The organism is Flavobacterium sp. SORGH_AS_0622 (assembly GCF_030818825.1).
Classification (GTDB): Bacteria; Bacteroidota; Bacteroidia; order Flavobacteriales; family Flavobacteriaceae; genus Flavobacterium.
This window is the reverse complement of record NZ_JAUTAX010000001.1, coordinates 1183122-1198408: the sequence shown is the minus strand read 5'-3', so window position 1 is coordinate 1198408 and position 15287 is coordinate 1183122. Positions and strand designations below refer to the sequence as shown.

8 protein-coding genes and 1 pseudogene are annotated in these 15287 nt (G+C 35.2%); all 9 read left to right on the top strand.

The window, feature by feature from the left end; translation table 11 throughout:
• Positions 1 to 102: 102 nt before the first annotated feature.
• The 9 genes and pseudogenes from QE431_RS05170 to QE431_RS05125 all read left to right on the top strand — a co-directional run bounded on the left by QE431_RS05170 (position 103) and on the right by QE431_RS05125 (position 15212).
• Complete coding sequence (locus tag QE431_RS05170; protein WP_307293420.1) at positions 103 to 3183, top strand: SusC/RagA family TonB-linked outer membrane protein; 3081 nt, start codon at positions 103 to 105, stop codon at positions 3181 to 3183.
• 10 nt (positions 3184 to 3193) lie between these two features.
• Positions 3194 to 4807 carry a SusD/RagB family nutrient-binding outer membrane lipoprotein gene (locus QE431_RS05165; protein ID WP_057119305.1) on the top strand — a complete coding sequence of 538 codons (1614 nt, stop codon included), beginning with the start codon at positions 3194 to 3196 and terminating at the stop codon, positions 4805 to 4807.
• 23 nt (positions 4808 to 4830) lie between these two features.
• Complete coding sequence (locus QE431_RS05160) at positions 4831 to 5733, top strand: DUF4397 domain-containing protein (RefSeq protein ID WP_057119307.1); 903 nt, start codon at positions 4831 to 4833, stop codon at positions 5731 to 5733.
• A gap of 109 nt (positions 5734 to 5842) precedes the next feature.
• A complete protein-coding gene (locus QE431_RS05155) occupies positions 5843 to 7039 on the top strand; it encodes a DUF1343 domain-containing protein (protein WP_307293415.1) in 1197 nt (398 codons plus the stop codon).
• A gap of 129 nt (positions 7040 to 7168) precedes the next feature.
• Complete coding sequence (murQ, locus tag QE431_RS05150; RefSeq protein ID WP_057119877.1) at positions 7169 to 7990, top strand: N-acetylmuramic acid 6-phosphate etherase; 822 nt, start codon at positions 7169 to 7171, stop codon at positions 7988 to 7990.
• Positions 7991 to 8014: 24 nt separating this feature from the next.
• Positions 8015 to 9520: a sodium:solute symporter gene (locus tag QE431_RS05145; protein WP_307293412.1), complete on the top strand. Its 1506-nt coding sequence runs from the start codon at positions 8015 to 8017 to the stop codon at positions 9518 to 9520.
• A gap of 18 nt (positions 9521 to 9538) precedes the next feature.
• Positions 9539 to 12539: pseudogene (locus QE431_RS05135) on the top strand (glycoside hydrolase family 3 N-terminal domain-containing protein).
• 156 nt (positions 12540 to 12695) lie between these two features.
• A complete protein-coding gene (locus tag QE431_RS05130; protein WP_307293402.1) occupies positions 12696 to 13901 on the top strand; it encodes an anhydro-N-acetylmuramic acid kinase in 1206 nt (401 codons plus the stop codon).
• A 39-nt stretch (positions 13902 to 13940) separates the two neighbouring features.
• Complete coding sequence (locus QE431_RS05125; RefSeq protein ID WP_307293399.1) at positions 13941 to 15212, top strand: acyltransferase family protein; 1272 nt, start codon at positions 13941 to 13943, stop codon at positions 15210 to 15212.
• Positions 15213 to 15287: the final 75 nt, after the last annotated feature.

Sequence of the window (15287 nt, the reverse complement as noted above, 5' to 3'; positions counted from 1 at the left end):
TTTTATGCATTATTGAATAGAATTGATAAAAATACGACATAAAGTTGCAATTTTTTAAAAATATTTTATACATTTCGCATCTCTAACCATAAATTAACCCTTATGAAAAAAAAGCATTTAATTCTTTTACTTTTCATTTTTGGAATACTAACCAGTTATTCGCAAAACAATCTAGTAAAAGGTGTCGTTACAGATGGCAGCGGTAACACATTGCCAGGCGCAAACATTCTAGTACAGGGAACCAAAGATCAAACTTCGACTGGAGTTGATGGAACCTTTTCGATCAAAGCAAACCAAGGAGCAGTACTTCTTGTTTCTTACATTGGTTTTAATACCAAAGAAGTTATTGTAAATGGCAGCAATCTTAAAATTGTTATTTCAGAAAGTGCTCAAACGCTGAACAATGTAACTATTGTGGGTTCTATGGGTATTGTTAGAAACAAATCGTCTTTAGGATATGCGGTTCAGGAAGTAAAAGGAAAAGAAATCGCAGACACTCAGCGCCCAAACTTTGCTACGGCTTTGCAAGGTCGTGTTGCGGGTCTTACCGTAACGAGTACTTCTGGAGCACCGGGAGCCTCTGCTGCGATTCAGTTAAGAGGTGTAAATTCGCTTAGCGGGAGCAACTCTCCTTTGTATGTAGTTGACGGATTACCAGTGAGTAATGAAACAATGGACCAAGGTGTAACAATTTCTAATGCTCCAAACAGAACGCAGGATTACACCAACAGAGGTGCGGATATTAACCCAGACGATATTGAATCTGTGGTTATCTTAAAAGGACCTGAGGCGGCAGCGCTTTACGGAATGCAGGCTGGAAATGGTGCGATCGTTATTACAACTAAAAAAGGTAAAAAAGGAGTTGGAAGACTTACTTATTCTACTAATACAAGATTTGACAATTTATATCGTTTCCCAGAAATTCAAAAAGTATATCAAAGAGGTTCTGATGGTGTAAACAATCCAGATTACAGAAGACAATTTGGAACGGCTTACGAACCAGGAACTAAATTTTATAATAATGTTGAAAATTTCTTTAAAACTGGAGTTTCAACCAATCATAATTTGTCATTTGAGGCGGGTACAGAAACCACTTCTTACCGTTTGTCTATTGCCAACTTAGATCAGGAAGGTGTTGTGCCAAATACAGGATACAGCCGTTTAACTGCTAATTTGAATGCTTCTGCAAAATTATCTTCAAAATTAAGATCAGAAGCTAGTTTTAATTTTACAAAATCAGACAATCAAAAAGCAGCAAAGGGAGCTGGATCTGCCATACAGATTCCAGGAGTAACAAATGCAGGTTATCTGCTTTCATTATTAACTTGGCCGGCAAATGATGATGCAAGTGTTTATCTAAATCCTGACGGAACGAGAAGAAAAATCACCAGCGGTGCTTTGGATAACGAAACCGATAATCCGTATTGGGAGGTAAACAAAAATTTATCGGAGGATTTCAATAATCGTTTTATTACGAATGTTGGATTAATCTACGATCCAACTTCTTGGTTAAACTTAACGGGCCGTGTGGGCTGGGATGTCAATTCTGCTCAAGGTTACAGAGCCATTCATCCAGAATCTGCTGCGGGTATTGCTTCTGGTGGTTATATCGAATCTTACTATTCAAATACGAGTAATTTAAACACGACTTTATTAGTTACAGCTAAAAAATCTTTCGGAAAATTCAATACCAAACTGATGGTGGGTAATTCGGTTAACGATAATGATTATAAAATTTTATCTACAACAGGAAGCAAATTTTTCGATCCTAACTTCTACTCTATCAACAATACAGATGCTACAACGCAAAGATCACAAGAGAGAATTATCCAAAGCAGAATCATTGGTTTCTTTTCTGAGCTGAGTTTAGATTACGATAAAATTGTTTATCTGACTTTGACTGGACGTGAAGACTGGACTTCTGTATTACCTGATCCATTTTTCTATCCTTCTGTTTCAACGAGTTTTGTTTTCACAAACTTAAACGGATTGAAAGACAAAGAAATTCTTTCTTACGGAAAATTAAGAGCTTCGTATGCGGAAGCTGCTAATATTCCATCGCCTTATTCTGCAGAGCCGGTTTTCACACCGCAATTGACTACAGACGGAGGTTATGCATATGGAGTTACAGGTGCGAATCCGAATTTGAAACCTGAATTTCGTAAATCTTTTGAGTTCGGTACAGAATTAAAATTCTTTAAAAACCGCGTTGGATTAGACGTTGCTGTTTACAGTACTAAAACGATCGATCCTATTTTGAAAAATATGCGTTTAAGCTACGGAACTGGATTCGTAGTAACTTCTGCAAACTTTGGAGATTTACAAAACCAAGGTTTAGAGATTACTTTAAGCGGAAGTCCAATTCAAAAAGATAATTTTTCTTGGAATGTAAGTGCGAACTTCAGCAAAACGCGTTCAGAATTATTAAATCTTCCTTCTGTAGTTTCTGAATATTATGTTTCAGATACTTGGCTTTACGGAAATGTTCGCGGCGGGGTAACAGTTGGAAATCCGTTAACAACTTTAACTGGAAATGATTATTTAAGAAATAATGCCGGAGAACCTTTAATTGATCCAAATACTGGTTTCCCTTTAAAAGATCCAAACTTTAAAATTGTTGGAGACAGAAATCCAGATTTTATGCTTGGTTTACAAAATACATTTACCTACAAAAACCTTAGTTTATCATTCATGTTAGACATTAGAAAAGGCGGCGATATTTACAATGCAACAGAGTTCTATTTATACCAAAACGGATTGTCTACGAAAACTTTAGATCGCGATCAAACCCGAATTGTAAAAGGTGTGCTGAGAGATGGCTTAGAAAATTCAGATACTCCAACACAAAATAATATTCCGGTAAGACCAAGTGTTCAAAACGAATATTATAGAACTGGAGCTATCGATGCCGATTTTATTGAAAAAGACATTAATTGGCTGCGAATGAGAGATATCACTTTAAGCTATCAAATGCCTTCAGAAATCTTGAAAAAAACATTCATCAACAATCTTTCGCTTTATTTAACAATGACCGATGTTTTCATCATCACTAATTACACTGGAGCAGATCCTTCTGTTAACGGAACTAATGCTTCGACTGGAGGTGCTGGAGGAACAGGTTTTGACTTTGGAGTAGTTTCTACGCCAAGAGGTGTAAACTTAGGATTGAAAATCGGACTTTAATTAATTGACCATGAAAAATATAAAAACATATATAGCCGCATTAGGTCTTGTAACCACAATGATTTCTTGCAATGATTTAGAGGATATAAACGTGAATCCTAGTTTTCCTGTTGATGTTTCTGCTCCAGCTTTACTGCCGCCAATCGAACAGCAAATGGCTGTTGGACTGCAATTTGACAACCGTTGTTTAGGACGATACATTCAAAATTTCAGTATTGCTACAGTTGGTGCAGTAGGAAGCGAATGGGATCGTTTTGGATATCAGGCAAACAGCGATACAGGCGGTGAAATCTGGAAAATGGCGTATTTTGCTATTGGTTTAAACTTAACCAAATTACAAGAAAAGGCCGTTGCAGAGCAGCGTCATGATATTACTGGAATTTCAAAAGTTATCAGAGCTTGGTCTTGGCAGGTTGCAACAGATTATCATTCAGAATTAATTGATTTTGATCAGGTTTTCACTTCACGTCTTTCTTTTGACTATGTTTCTCAGGATAAAGTTTATGCTGAAGTTGTTCGTTTATTAAACGAAGGTTTAGTCGATTTAGATCGTACAGATGGAAATGTTTCGCAGACTTACACGGCTTCAGGCGACAAAATGTACGGCGGCGACCGCTCTAAATGGGTGAAATTTGCGTACGGAGTTTTGGCTAGAAACCTAAATAATCAAATTAATAAAGCTTCTTACAATCCAGATAAAGTTATCGAATACTGCGATAAATCATTGGCTTCAAACGCAGACAATGCTTTAATTCGATACAACGGAACAGTAGCTGCCGATATCAATTTTTACGGTCCTGGAAGAAACAATTTCAATACTTACCGTCAAACTGATTTTGCAGTACGAACAATGGACGGAACTCTTTTTGGAAATGTAAAAGATCCTAGAATTTCTAGAGTTTTAGCGCCATCTGTAGGTCTTTCTGAAACTGCTCCGGCTTCTGCTGCAAATCCAGATCCGAGCAAGTATACTTTTAATGGAAATCCACTGAATACTACGGCTTCAACTGTTGCAACAAACGTAAGCAGAATCCCAAATATTTACGGAACCTATGCTGCAGGAACTATTACAACTCCAGGTAGATATCTTTTTAGAGATAAAGCGAATTTTCCTTTGATGACGTATTCTGAAATTCAATTTATTAAAGCAGAAGCTGCATTTATTAAAGGAGACAAAGCGATGGCTTTAGACGCTTACAGAAAAGCAATTGACGCTAATATCGATTTTGTAAATGCAAATACTGTTGTAAGCACAACTTTCCCTATTACCTCAACAATTACAGCTGCTGAAAAAACAGCATTTTTAACGAACGTAAATATTGTTCCAGCGGCTGCAGACTTGACTATCAGCCAGATTATGCTTCAAAAATATGTAGCTTTATTTGGTTATGGAATGTTGGAAACTTGGACAGATTTACGTAAATATCACTATAATACTGACATTTACAAATCAATGAATTTAACACCAAACGGAGGAATATTTGTTGACAACAATGGAAAATTACCATATAGAGTTCGTCCGAGATTTAACTCAGAATATGTTTGGAATTTTGATGCTTTAAAAGCGATCGGAGCCGATAAAGTAGATTATCACACACAAGAAATGTGGTTTTCTCAACCGTAATTTTAAACTAAAAATCGAATCAGATGAAAAATATATTTAACCATTTTAAAAAGTTAATCATTCCCGTTTTTGGAGTACTTGCGTTTACATCCTGCGGTGACGAGAACGATCAAACTCCTTATCAAACTAAGGATGGAATAGCAAATGCTTCTAACGTAAAATTTGTTCATGCGGCTGTAGGTCCAAACGGAACTAATTTTCAAATCAATTACTTTACAGGAGCAGAAAAAATCTCTGCTGTCGGTGTTTCAACTGGAGTTCCAATTGGCATGAGTTATGGTGCGCAGTATCCAGTTCCAATCAATTATGTTTTGATGAAACCTGGAACACAGCCTTTGAGTATTGTAACTCCTGCAACTCCAGCAGTTACTATTTATGACGGAAATATTGTTACCGAAACAGGAAAATATTATACTAGTTTCCTGCTGTCAACTCCGCCTTCTGTTACGCCTCCAGTATATTCTCTTTATCAGTTAAATGACGATTTATCGGTAGCAGATTTAGACCCAACTAAGGCTTACATTCGTTTTATAAATGTCATCAGCAATTCTGCTCCAGCAGGTTATGATTTAGGATTACTAAAAGAAACTTCAATCTCTGGCGCAACACCTGTGACTACAAAAGAAGTTTACACTTATAGAAATGTGACTTTTAAAGGCGGTGACGAAAAATACATCCCGATTGAGCCTCAAGATCCAAAAGATACAAGAGGATATCAATTGCAGGTTCGTGTGGCTGGTTCACCAACAAATGTTCCAGGAACAACAACTGGAACAACAATTGCCAATCTTGCGAATTCACCGGCAAGTACCGCTTTTATTCCTAGAGCAGGTAGAGTTTACACGATTTATTGCAGAGGAATTATCGGTGGACTGCCAACGGCGACATCAAACGCTCCGTCTGTTACTTTTATAACAAATAAATAAGCTAAAAAATCGAACCACTTTCTGATTAAAGTGGTTCGATTTAATTACCCAATTTAGTTTTTTGTCCTTTATTAAACGTAATTTTAATTGTAATTTAAACTTTTGTCTTATGTTTCAATCCTTTAAAAAAATCACTTTTATTTTATTTTTAATCATTTCAAATGCATCGAATGCCAATTCATCAACCGAAATAATTGAAAATAAAATCAATGATAGCAGTAATGAAATTAAAACAGGAGCTGATAATTTCGAGAAATATATTCCTTTACTAAAAGACAAAAAAGTTGGGATTGTCACCAATCAAACTGGAATTTTATCCAATAAAAAACATTTGGTTGATTTTTTATTAGAGAAAAAAATCAACATTAAAACCATTTTTGCACCAGAACACGGCTTTAGAGGAACTGCCGATGCAGGCGAGCATGTTATTGATGGAAAAGATGCCAAAACTGGACTTTCGATTGTTTCACTTTATGGAGAAAACAGAAAACCAAAAAAAGAACAATTAGCTGCAATTGATGTTTTAGTTTTTGACTTACAAGATGTTGGAGCTAGATTTTACACCTACATTTCTTCACTTCATTATGTAATGGAAGCCTGTGCAGAAAACAATATTCCGTTAATTATTTTAGATCGTCCAAACCCAAACGGAAGCATTGTTGACGGACCTATTTTGGAAAAAGAATTTACCAGTTTTGTGGGTATGCACGCAATTCCAATTTTACACGGAATGACAATTGGCGAATACGGCCAAATGATTAATGGTGAAAAATGGCTTAAAAACGGCATACAATGTAAACTAACTGTAATTTCGTGTACCAATTACAAAAGAGACATGCCGTACAGTCTACCTGTAAAGCCTTCACCAAATCTTCCAAACGATCAGGCAATAAATTTATATGCCAGTTTATGTTTGTTTGAAGGAACAAATGTGAGCCTCGGACGCGGAACAGAAAAGCAATTCCAGATTTATGGTTCTCCTTATTTAACCAAAACCAATTTTAAATTTACGCCAAAACCAAATTTTGGAGCCAAAGATCCAGTTTATAACGGAAAAGAATGTTATGGCGAAGATCTTTCTAAAGCACCAAAAGTGAATCAACTAGAATTAAAATGGCTTTTAAAAGCATATCAAAACACCACTGATAAATCGAAATTTTTTATTCCGTTTTTTACCAAATTGGCCGGCACAAAAAAACTGCAGCAACAAATCGAAGCTGGAGTTTCTGAAAAGGATATTCGGGACAGCTGGAAAAAAGGTTTAGAAGATTTTAAAACGATGAGAAAAGCATATCTGCTTTATTAAAAACCATTTTTACATCCCTAAATTTCCCCCAAATCAAACTATTTTTTAATAAAATAGAGACTACTAATGCAAAATATTGAAGCTTGAAATTAGAAAAAAGAAGGGCTTCAAAATCAAAAAAAAAGAAAAATGAAAAATAAAAATCCTGAAACTGAACAAGAATCTTTATACAAAGATTTGGATCAAATGAGCGTGAAAGAACTTTTGACGAACATTAATACAGAAGACAAAAAAGTACCGCATATCATTGAAGGACAAATTCCTAAAATTGAAAAACTGGTTAAAGCAATCGTAAAAAAAATGCAGCTTGGCGGACGATTATTTTATATCGGTGCTGGAACTTCTGGTCGTATCGGAATTTTAGATGCATCGGAATGTCCGCCAACATTTGGTGTTCCGCACGATATGATTATCGGAATTATCGCAGGCGGCGACACTGCGATTAGAAAAGCGGTAGAAAATGCCGAAGATGATACGGAACAAGCATGGAAAGATTTAGCTAAATTTGAGATTTCAAGTCTGGATTTTATTATCGGAATTGCGGCTTCTGGAAATACGCCTTATGTTTTGGGCGCTTTGAAAAAAGCTAAAGAACATAACATTAAAACTGGAAGTATTTCCTGCATTAGTAATGGACTTATAGCGCAGGAAGCAGATCATCCAATTGAATTAATTGTAGGACCTGAATTTTTAACTGGAAGTACCAGAATGAAAGCCGGAACGGCACAAAAACTGACGCTGAATATGATCTCAACTTCGGTTATGATTAAGCTTGGAAAAGTAAAAGGCAACAAAATGGTTGACATGCAATTATCGAATGAAAAACTGGTTAAACGAGGCATCAAAATGATTATGGAAGAACTGGAAATTGAATACGATTTAGCCGAAGAATTACTGCATAAACATAAAAGTGTACGCGCTGTGCTGCTGGATCATAACAGCAAAAAATAATATAATTTCTAAATCCAAAACCAAATGTCTTCTACCACCATTCTCATTTTCATCTTTGTTTACTTTGGTCTTTTGCTTTTTATTTCAAACATAATCAGCAAGAAAGGACAGGACAACGATTCTTTTTTCAAAGCAAATAAAAATTCTAAATGGTATTTAGTTGCTTTTGGTATGATTGGAACAGCGCTTTCAGGCGTAACATTTATTTCTGTACCCGGAGAAGTTGGTTCACCAAACGGAGAACAATTCAAATATTTTCAATTTGTTTTAGGAAACGCGATAGGATTTATCATTATTGCAAAAGTCCTCCTACCGCTCTATTACAGAATGAATCTGACTTCGATTTACAGTTATATCGAGCAAAGAATGGGAGTTCGAAGTTACAAAACTGCAGCTTCTATATTTTTAGTCAGCAGAACCATTAGTTCCGCTTTTAGATTGTATTTGGTTGTTATTGTTTTACAGCGTTATGTTTTTAATGATTTTAATATTCCGTTTCCGGTTACTGTGCTTTTAGCGCTGGCACTTATATTTTTATATACGTTTAGAAGCGGTTTAAAAACCATTATTATTACAGATACCTTACAGACGTTTTTTTTAGTTAGTTCCGTGTTTATAACCATTTATTTTGTTTGTGACAGTCTTAACCTGACTGTTCTTGAGTCTGTTTCAACCATTCAAAAAAGCAATTATTCAAAGATTTTTTTCTTTGATGATTTCTTTACGAGCAAATATCACTTCGTAAAACAAATTTTAGGAGGAATGTTTGTTACGATTGCAATGGTTGGACTAGATCAGGATTTAATGCAAAAAAACCTGAGCTGTAAAAACATCGGCGAAGCGCAAAAAAACATGTTCACTTTTACAGGAATTTTCGTTTTAATCAATATTATATTTTTGAGTTTAGGCGCTTTACTTTATATCTATGCCGATAAAAATGGCGTTGCGATTCCGCTAGATTTAGCAACAGGAAAACCAAGAACCGATTTACTTTTTCCAGAAATTGCTTTAAATCATTTGTCAATTATTCCAGCGTTTGTTTTCCTGTTAGGAATTATCGCCGCGACTTTTGCTACAACCGATTCTGCGTTAACGGCACTTACAACTTCTTTTTGTGTGGACTTTCTCGGAATGGATAAATCTGAAAATTTAGGAAATAACAAAAATGTAAAAACAAGACATTGGGTACATTTCGGATTTTCCATATTACTTTTTCTCGTAATTATTGTGCTGAATTCCTTTAACGATGCCTCTGTTGTGGCTTTGATTTTCCGAGCCGCATCTTACACTTACGGCCCGTTATTAGGATTATATGCTTTTGGATTATTACAAAAATCAAGATTAGTAAACGACAAATTGATCCCGATAATCTGTATTATTTCGCCGATACTGACATATTTTTTAAGCGAAAATTCGGCTCAATTATTCGGTTATACATTTGATAATGAATTAATCATAATCAACGGCTTATTCACTTATATCGGAATTTATTTTACCAGTAAACGCACCTCAGAAAGAATCTCTTTTTAATTGCCCAAAAACTATTTCATGAAAAATGCTATTATCAAAATAGGCTTGTTTACAATAATGCTTTTTTTTATCATCAATTGCGGTGTTTCTAAAAAAAGTAAAGCTGCGGTTGAAACAAATAAGCCAGTTTCTATTGAAAATAAAGAAGTTTACATACCCAAAACTCAAGCCGAGAAAAAACATTTCCTTCAAGATTCTGATGCCGAAAATCACTGGACAGACAGCATTTACAGCAAAATGACTTTGGACGAAAAATTAGGGCAGTTGTTTTTTGTTTCGGCTTATTCCAATAAAGATTCTGTTCACGTAAATAAAATAAAAGATTTAGTTGCTAATTATAAAGTCGGCGGTCTTATTTTCTTTCAAGGCGGACCGGTTCGTCAAGCGAAATTGACTAACGAATATCAGGCGAAAGCTAAAATTCCTTTATTCATAGGACTTGATGCCGAATGGGGATTAAGCATGCGTTTGGATTCGACTTACGCTTATCCTTGGAACATGACTTTGGGCGCCATTCAGGATTTGGATTTAATCGAAAAAGTCGGCCGAAATATGGGAATCGAATGCAAAAGAATGGGAATTCATTTCAATTTTGCTCCCGTTTTAGACATCAATACCAATCCGCTGAACCCTATTATCGGAAATCGTTCTTTCGGCGAAAGCAAAACAAACGTTGCCAACCGCGCGACTGCATTAATGAAAGGCATTCAAAGTCAAGGTGTTTTGTGCACGGGAAAACATTTTCCGGGTCACGGCGATACAGCTGTCGATTCTCATAAAGCACTTCCAACTGTTTCTTTTACCAAAGAACATATGGATGAAGTCGAATTGTATCCGTACAAACAGCTTTTTGATGAAGGTCTAGCTTCGGTTATGGTCGCGCATCTTAATATTCCAAGTTTAGAACCGAAAGAAAATATTCCTTCCTCTGCTTCTTATAATGTGGTTACAGACCTGCTTCAACAAACAATTAGGCTTTGAAGGTCTGATTTTTACGGATGGTTTAGGCATGAAAGGCGCGAGTAATTTTAAAGGTGTAGGCGATCTGGAATTGGCCGTTTTAGAAGCTGGAAATGATATTTTCCTTTGTCCCGATGATGTTCCCGCGGCTTTAGAAAAATTAAAAACTTTTTTTACTGAAGGAAAAATAACAGAGGAGCGTTTGGCACATTCGGTTAAAAAAATACTGCATTATAAATTCAAAGCTGGTTTAAATAAATACAAACCAATTGATTTGAATAATTTACAAAAAGATTTGAACAGCCCTGACAAAGACGCGCTTCAATATACCTTGTATGAAAATGCCGTTACGGTTTTAAAAAATGAAAAAGACATTCTTCCCATTAAGGATCTGGAACAAAAAATCGCTTACGTAAAATTGGGAGAAGATGTAAACAGTGATTTTATTACGACTTTAAAAAAGTATACCAATATTACAGAGGTTTCCAATACCGATATTGATGCTTTAAACGAAGAATTAAAAAAATACGATTTGGTAATTGTGAGTTATCACAAAGTGAATAAAGCTTGGGAAAAACAAGATTTCAGTTCAAACGAGTTGTTTTTTCTAAATAAAATCGCAGAAAACAATAAAGTGATTCTGGACATTTTTGCAAAACCGTACACCTTAATTCCAATCCAGAATTTTGATGGAATGGAAGGATTGGTTGTTTCGTATCAAAATTCAAACATTTCTCAGATTATTTCTGCCGAAATTTTGTTTGGAGCAAAAGAGGCAAAGGGAAAACTGCCAGTTTCTATCAACGAAAATTTCAAAGTTAATGCTGGAATTAATACGGAAAAAATAGATCGTTTAGGTTTTGATACACCAGAAAATCTCGGAATGAGTTCTGCTATTCTTTCTAAAATTGATGCCATTGCCCAAAAAGCAATTGACGGCAAAATGGCACCGGGAATGCAGGTTTTGGTGGCCAGAAAAGGAAATGTTGTTTTTCAGAAATCATACGGATATCATACATATAATAATGAGGTAAAAGTTTCAAATACCGATTTGTACGATGTTGCTTCGATTTCAAAAATGATTTCGACACTGCCAAATGTGATGCAGTTGTATGATAAAAACAAAGTTACTTTAGAAACAAAACTAGGTACAATGCTGCCGTTGTTTGCGAAATCTAACAAAAAAGATATTTCGTTTAAAGATCTTTTAAATCATTATGCGGGACTTATTGCTTGGAGTCCGTTTTACAAATCGACAATTGATGCAAAAAGTTATCCTTTGGAGAAATATTACAGAAAAATTCCAGAGAAAAATTTCACGACCAAAGTAGCCGACAGTCTTTTTATTCGAAATGATTACCACGACACGATCATGAAATTTATAGCCGACTCTCCTATTTCGCTTAAAAAAGAATACAAATACAGCGATTTTACTTTTATCATTTTAAAAGAATATCTAGAAAGAGTGACGCATCAAAAATTGGAAGATTTAAGCCAAAAGAACTTTTTCAATTCTATCGGAATGAATTACACTACATACAATCCGCTGCTGCGATTTGATAAAAATGAAATTGCTCCAACCGAAATCGATACGTATTTCAGACATCAGCTTATTCAGGGTTATGTGCATGATATGGCGGCCGCAATGGAAGGCGGTGTTGCTGGTCACGCAGGTGTTTTTTCGAATGCAATGGACGTTGCTAAAATGATGCAGCTTTTTCTCCAAAAAGGAAGTTACGGCGGCGAACGTTATTTTTCTGAATCAACATTTGACACTTTTAATACTTGCTTTTACTGTGCTCAAGGCGTGGAAAGAGGTTTAGGTTTCGACAAAAGATTAGGAAAAGACGGCCCGACTTGTCAATGCGCTTCTGCGTCAAGTTTTGGACACACGGGTTTTACAGGAAATATGGCTTGGGTTGATCCTGAAAATGAAACGGTTTATGTTTTTTTATCAAACAGAACTTATCCAGAAATTGGCGAAGAAGGAAATAAATTAGCCAAAGAAAAAATTAGAGAAGATATTCAGAAAATAATTTATGAATCTATACTAAAATAACTTAGATTCTATTAAACACATAGAAACATAGCTTTTATATTCTGCTATGTTTGTTTAAAACAAGTGAAACGCCTTTTTGCGGGTCCTAAATCTATGCTTCTATGTGTTAGAATAATGCTCACAAGTCTTTAACTTTAGCATTTTAATTGAACTTTTATGAACAAAAATATTAAAGCACTTTATCAAATTGCCGAAAAAGAAACGAGACGAATTATTGGGCTGATGTCGGGAACTTCTCTCGACGGACTTGATATTGCCTTGTGTGAAATTTCGGGATCTGGTGTTAAAACAGAAGTTAAACTGATTGAATTTGAAACGGTTGATTACTCAGACGAAATCAAAACAGAAATTCGTAAAGTTTTTGCTCAAAAAAATATTGATTTTCAGCATTTGGTTTTACTCAACGAATGGATCGGAATTCTTCATGCAAAAATGATTAATACTAGTTTAAAGAAATGGAATATTTCATCGGATGAAGTTGATTTAATTGCTTCGCACGGCCAAACCGTTTTACATGCTCCTAAATTTTTGCATCAGCAGGAAAAATTTCCTAATGCTACTTTGCAAATTGGCGACGGCGATCATATTGCCGTAAAAACAGGCATTATAACATTATCTGATTTTAGGCAGAAACACGTTGCTGCAGGAGGGGAAGGCGCTCCGTTGTCTGTTTATGGCGATTATTTTTTATTTGGAAAAGAAGGCGAAAACCGAATTATGCTCAATATCGGCGGTATTGCCAATTTCACTTATTTACCAGCTGCCATAACTACAGAAGACACTTTTGTAACCGATACAGGACCAGGAAATACTTTAATTGATCTTTTTGTAAAGCGTCATTTTCCAGAAAAAAGTTATGATAAAGATGCGGAGACAGCCAAAAAAGGAATTGTAAACCAATCGCTTTTGGAGCATTTAAAAGATAATGATTTCTTCAAAAAAGATTTCCCAAAAACAATTGGTCAGGAACTTTTTGGGTACGAATATGTCAATAATAGTCTAGAAAAAAGCGGGAATACAACTATTTCAATTGAAGATTTATTAGCAACCTTAACGAGATTTAGCGCCGAAACTATTGCCGAAGCGATTCAATTTGCTGTCAAAAATAGTTCTTATAAAATTGAGGATTTTAAAATTTATATGTCAGGCGGCGGTGCGAATAATCCTTTATTGGTGCAGTGGTTAAAAGAACTACTGCCCTGTTCATTCTTCAAAAGCAATGACTTAGGAATTAACAGCGATGCAAAAGAAGCAATTTTGTTTGCCATTTTAGCCAACGAAACGGTTGCGGGTGGAGATTTCAAATTTAATTCTTTAAAAATTCCATCAGTAACTATGGGGAAAATTTCAATGCCCAATTAAAAATACTAACAACCAAATCTAACCACAAAACCACAAACAATGAAAGACCGCATAATTTCAGTTGATGTTTTAAGAGGACTGACTGTTTTATTAATGACTTTAGTGAACAATCCCGGAAGCTGGAGTTACGTTTACCCGATTTTAGACCACGCAAAATGGAATGGCTGTACCCTTGCAGATTTAGTATTTCCGTTTTTCATTTTTATTGTGGGGATCGCAGTTCCTTTGGCTATGCCAGTTAAAAAAGACAATGCTGAAAATATCACTAAAGTAATCACGCGATCTTTACGCATTTTTTGTTTAGGACTATTTTTAAGCTATTTCTATTCGATTCATTTCATGGGATTACAGCCTGGAATTACACTTTTATGCATTCGTTTATTTTTCACTTTTTTAGTTGGTTATGCATTAATTGGCGATTTCAATCCTAAAACAAAAAATATTCTTGCAGTTATCATTTTTGTGATTTTGATAGGTCTGGCCTACAGTGGACATGAAAATTTTGCCAAAATTAGATTACTCGGTGTTTTACAGCGAATTGGTATTGTGTACTTTTTTGTTTCTTTTATTTATTTAAAAACCAGTATAAAAACCCAGGCAATTTTAAGTGTCTCCATTTTATTGGGTTATTGGGCTTTAATGACACTTGTTCCAGTTCCGGGTATTGGATATCCGAATTTAGAAGTTGGAACAAATTTAGCTTCTTGGTTAGACAGCGTTTTACTCGAAAACCATATGTACATCGAAACCAAAACTTGGGATCCAGAAGGTTTATTGAGCACTTTGCCAGTAATTGGAAACGGTTTAATTGGGTTGTTAGTCGGTCAGCTTTTAATTCAGCCTATGCCGAAAATAAAAGTCAATAAAATTATGGCTGGAATTAGCTTGGCATTAATTCTTCTCGGCTTGCTGTGGTCATTGGCTTTTCCTATAAACAAATCTATCTGGACAAGTTCTTATGTTTTATTCACTGCAGGTTTGGCCTTATTATTGCTTTCACTAATTTATTACATAATAGATGTTCGCGGTTATAAAAAATGGACGACTTTTTTACTGACTTGGGGCGTGAATCCGATGATTGTGTTTTTTGTTTCCGGAATTTTACCGCGTGCCTTAACGATGATTAAAATTCAAGACCCAGAAAATATTTCCGAACAAATAAACGTTAGAGATTATGCTTATAATTTTTGGATTAGTCCGCTGTTTGAGAATCAAATGCTTTCGTCCTTAACGTATTCTATAATTTACATCTTATTATGGAGTTGCGTATTGTGGTATTTTTATAAAAAGAAGATTATTTTTAAAGTCTAATTTCTAAAGAAAAACCGTAATTATTATTGCAAAATTTAAATTTCTTATATCACCTAAAAAAACTATTTTTGGTTT

Coding starts and splice junctions, on each gene's coding strand:
- murQ (WP_057119877.1), top strand. CDS start 7,169: ATGAAAAATAAAAATCCTGAAACTGAACAAGAATCTTTATACAAAGAT.
- QE431_RS05155 (WP_307293415.1), top strand. CDS start 5,843: ATGTTTCAATCCTTTAAAAAAATCACTTTTATTTTATTTTTAATCATT.
- QE431_RS05125 (WP_307293399.1), top strand. CDS start 13,941: ATGAAAGACCGCATAATTTCAGTTGATGTTTTAAGAGGACTGACTGTT.
- QE431_RS05165 (WP_057119305.1), top strand. CDS start 3,194: ATGAAAAATATAAAAACATATATAGCCGCATTAGGTCTTGTAACCACA.
- QE431_RS05160 (WP_057119307.1), top strand. CDS start 4,831: ATGAAAAATATATTTAACCATTTTAAAAAGTTAATCATTCCCGTTTTT.
- QE431_RS05170 (WP_307293420.1), top strand. CDS start 103: ATGAAAAAAAAGCATTTAATTCTTTTACTTTTCATTTTTGGAATACTA.
- QE431_RS05130 (WP_307293402.1), top strand. CDS start 12,696: ATGAACAAAAATATTAAAGCACTTTATCAAATTGCCGAAAAAGAAACG.
- QE431_RS05145 (WP_307293412.1), top strand. CDS start 8,015: ATGTCTTCTACCACCATTCTCATTTTCATCTTTGTTTACTTTGGTCTT.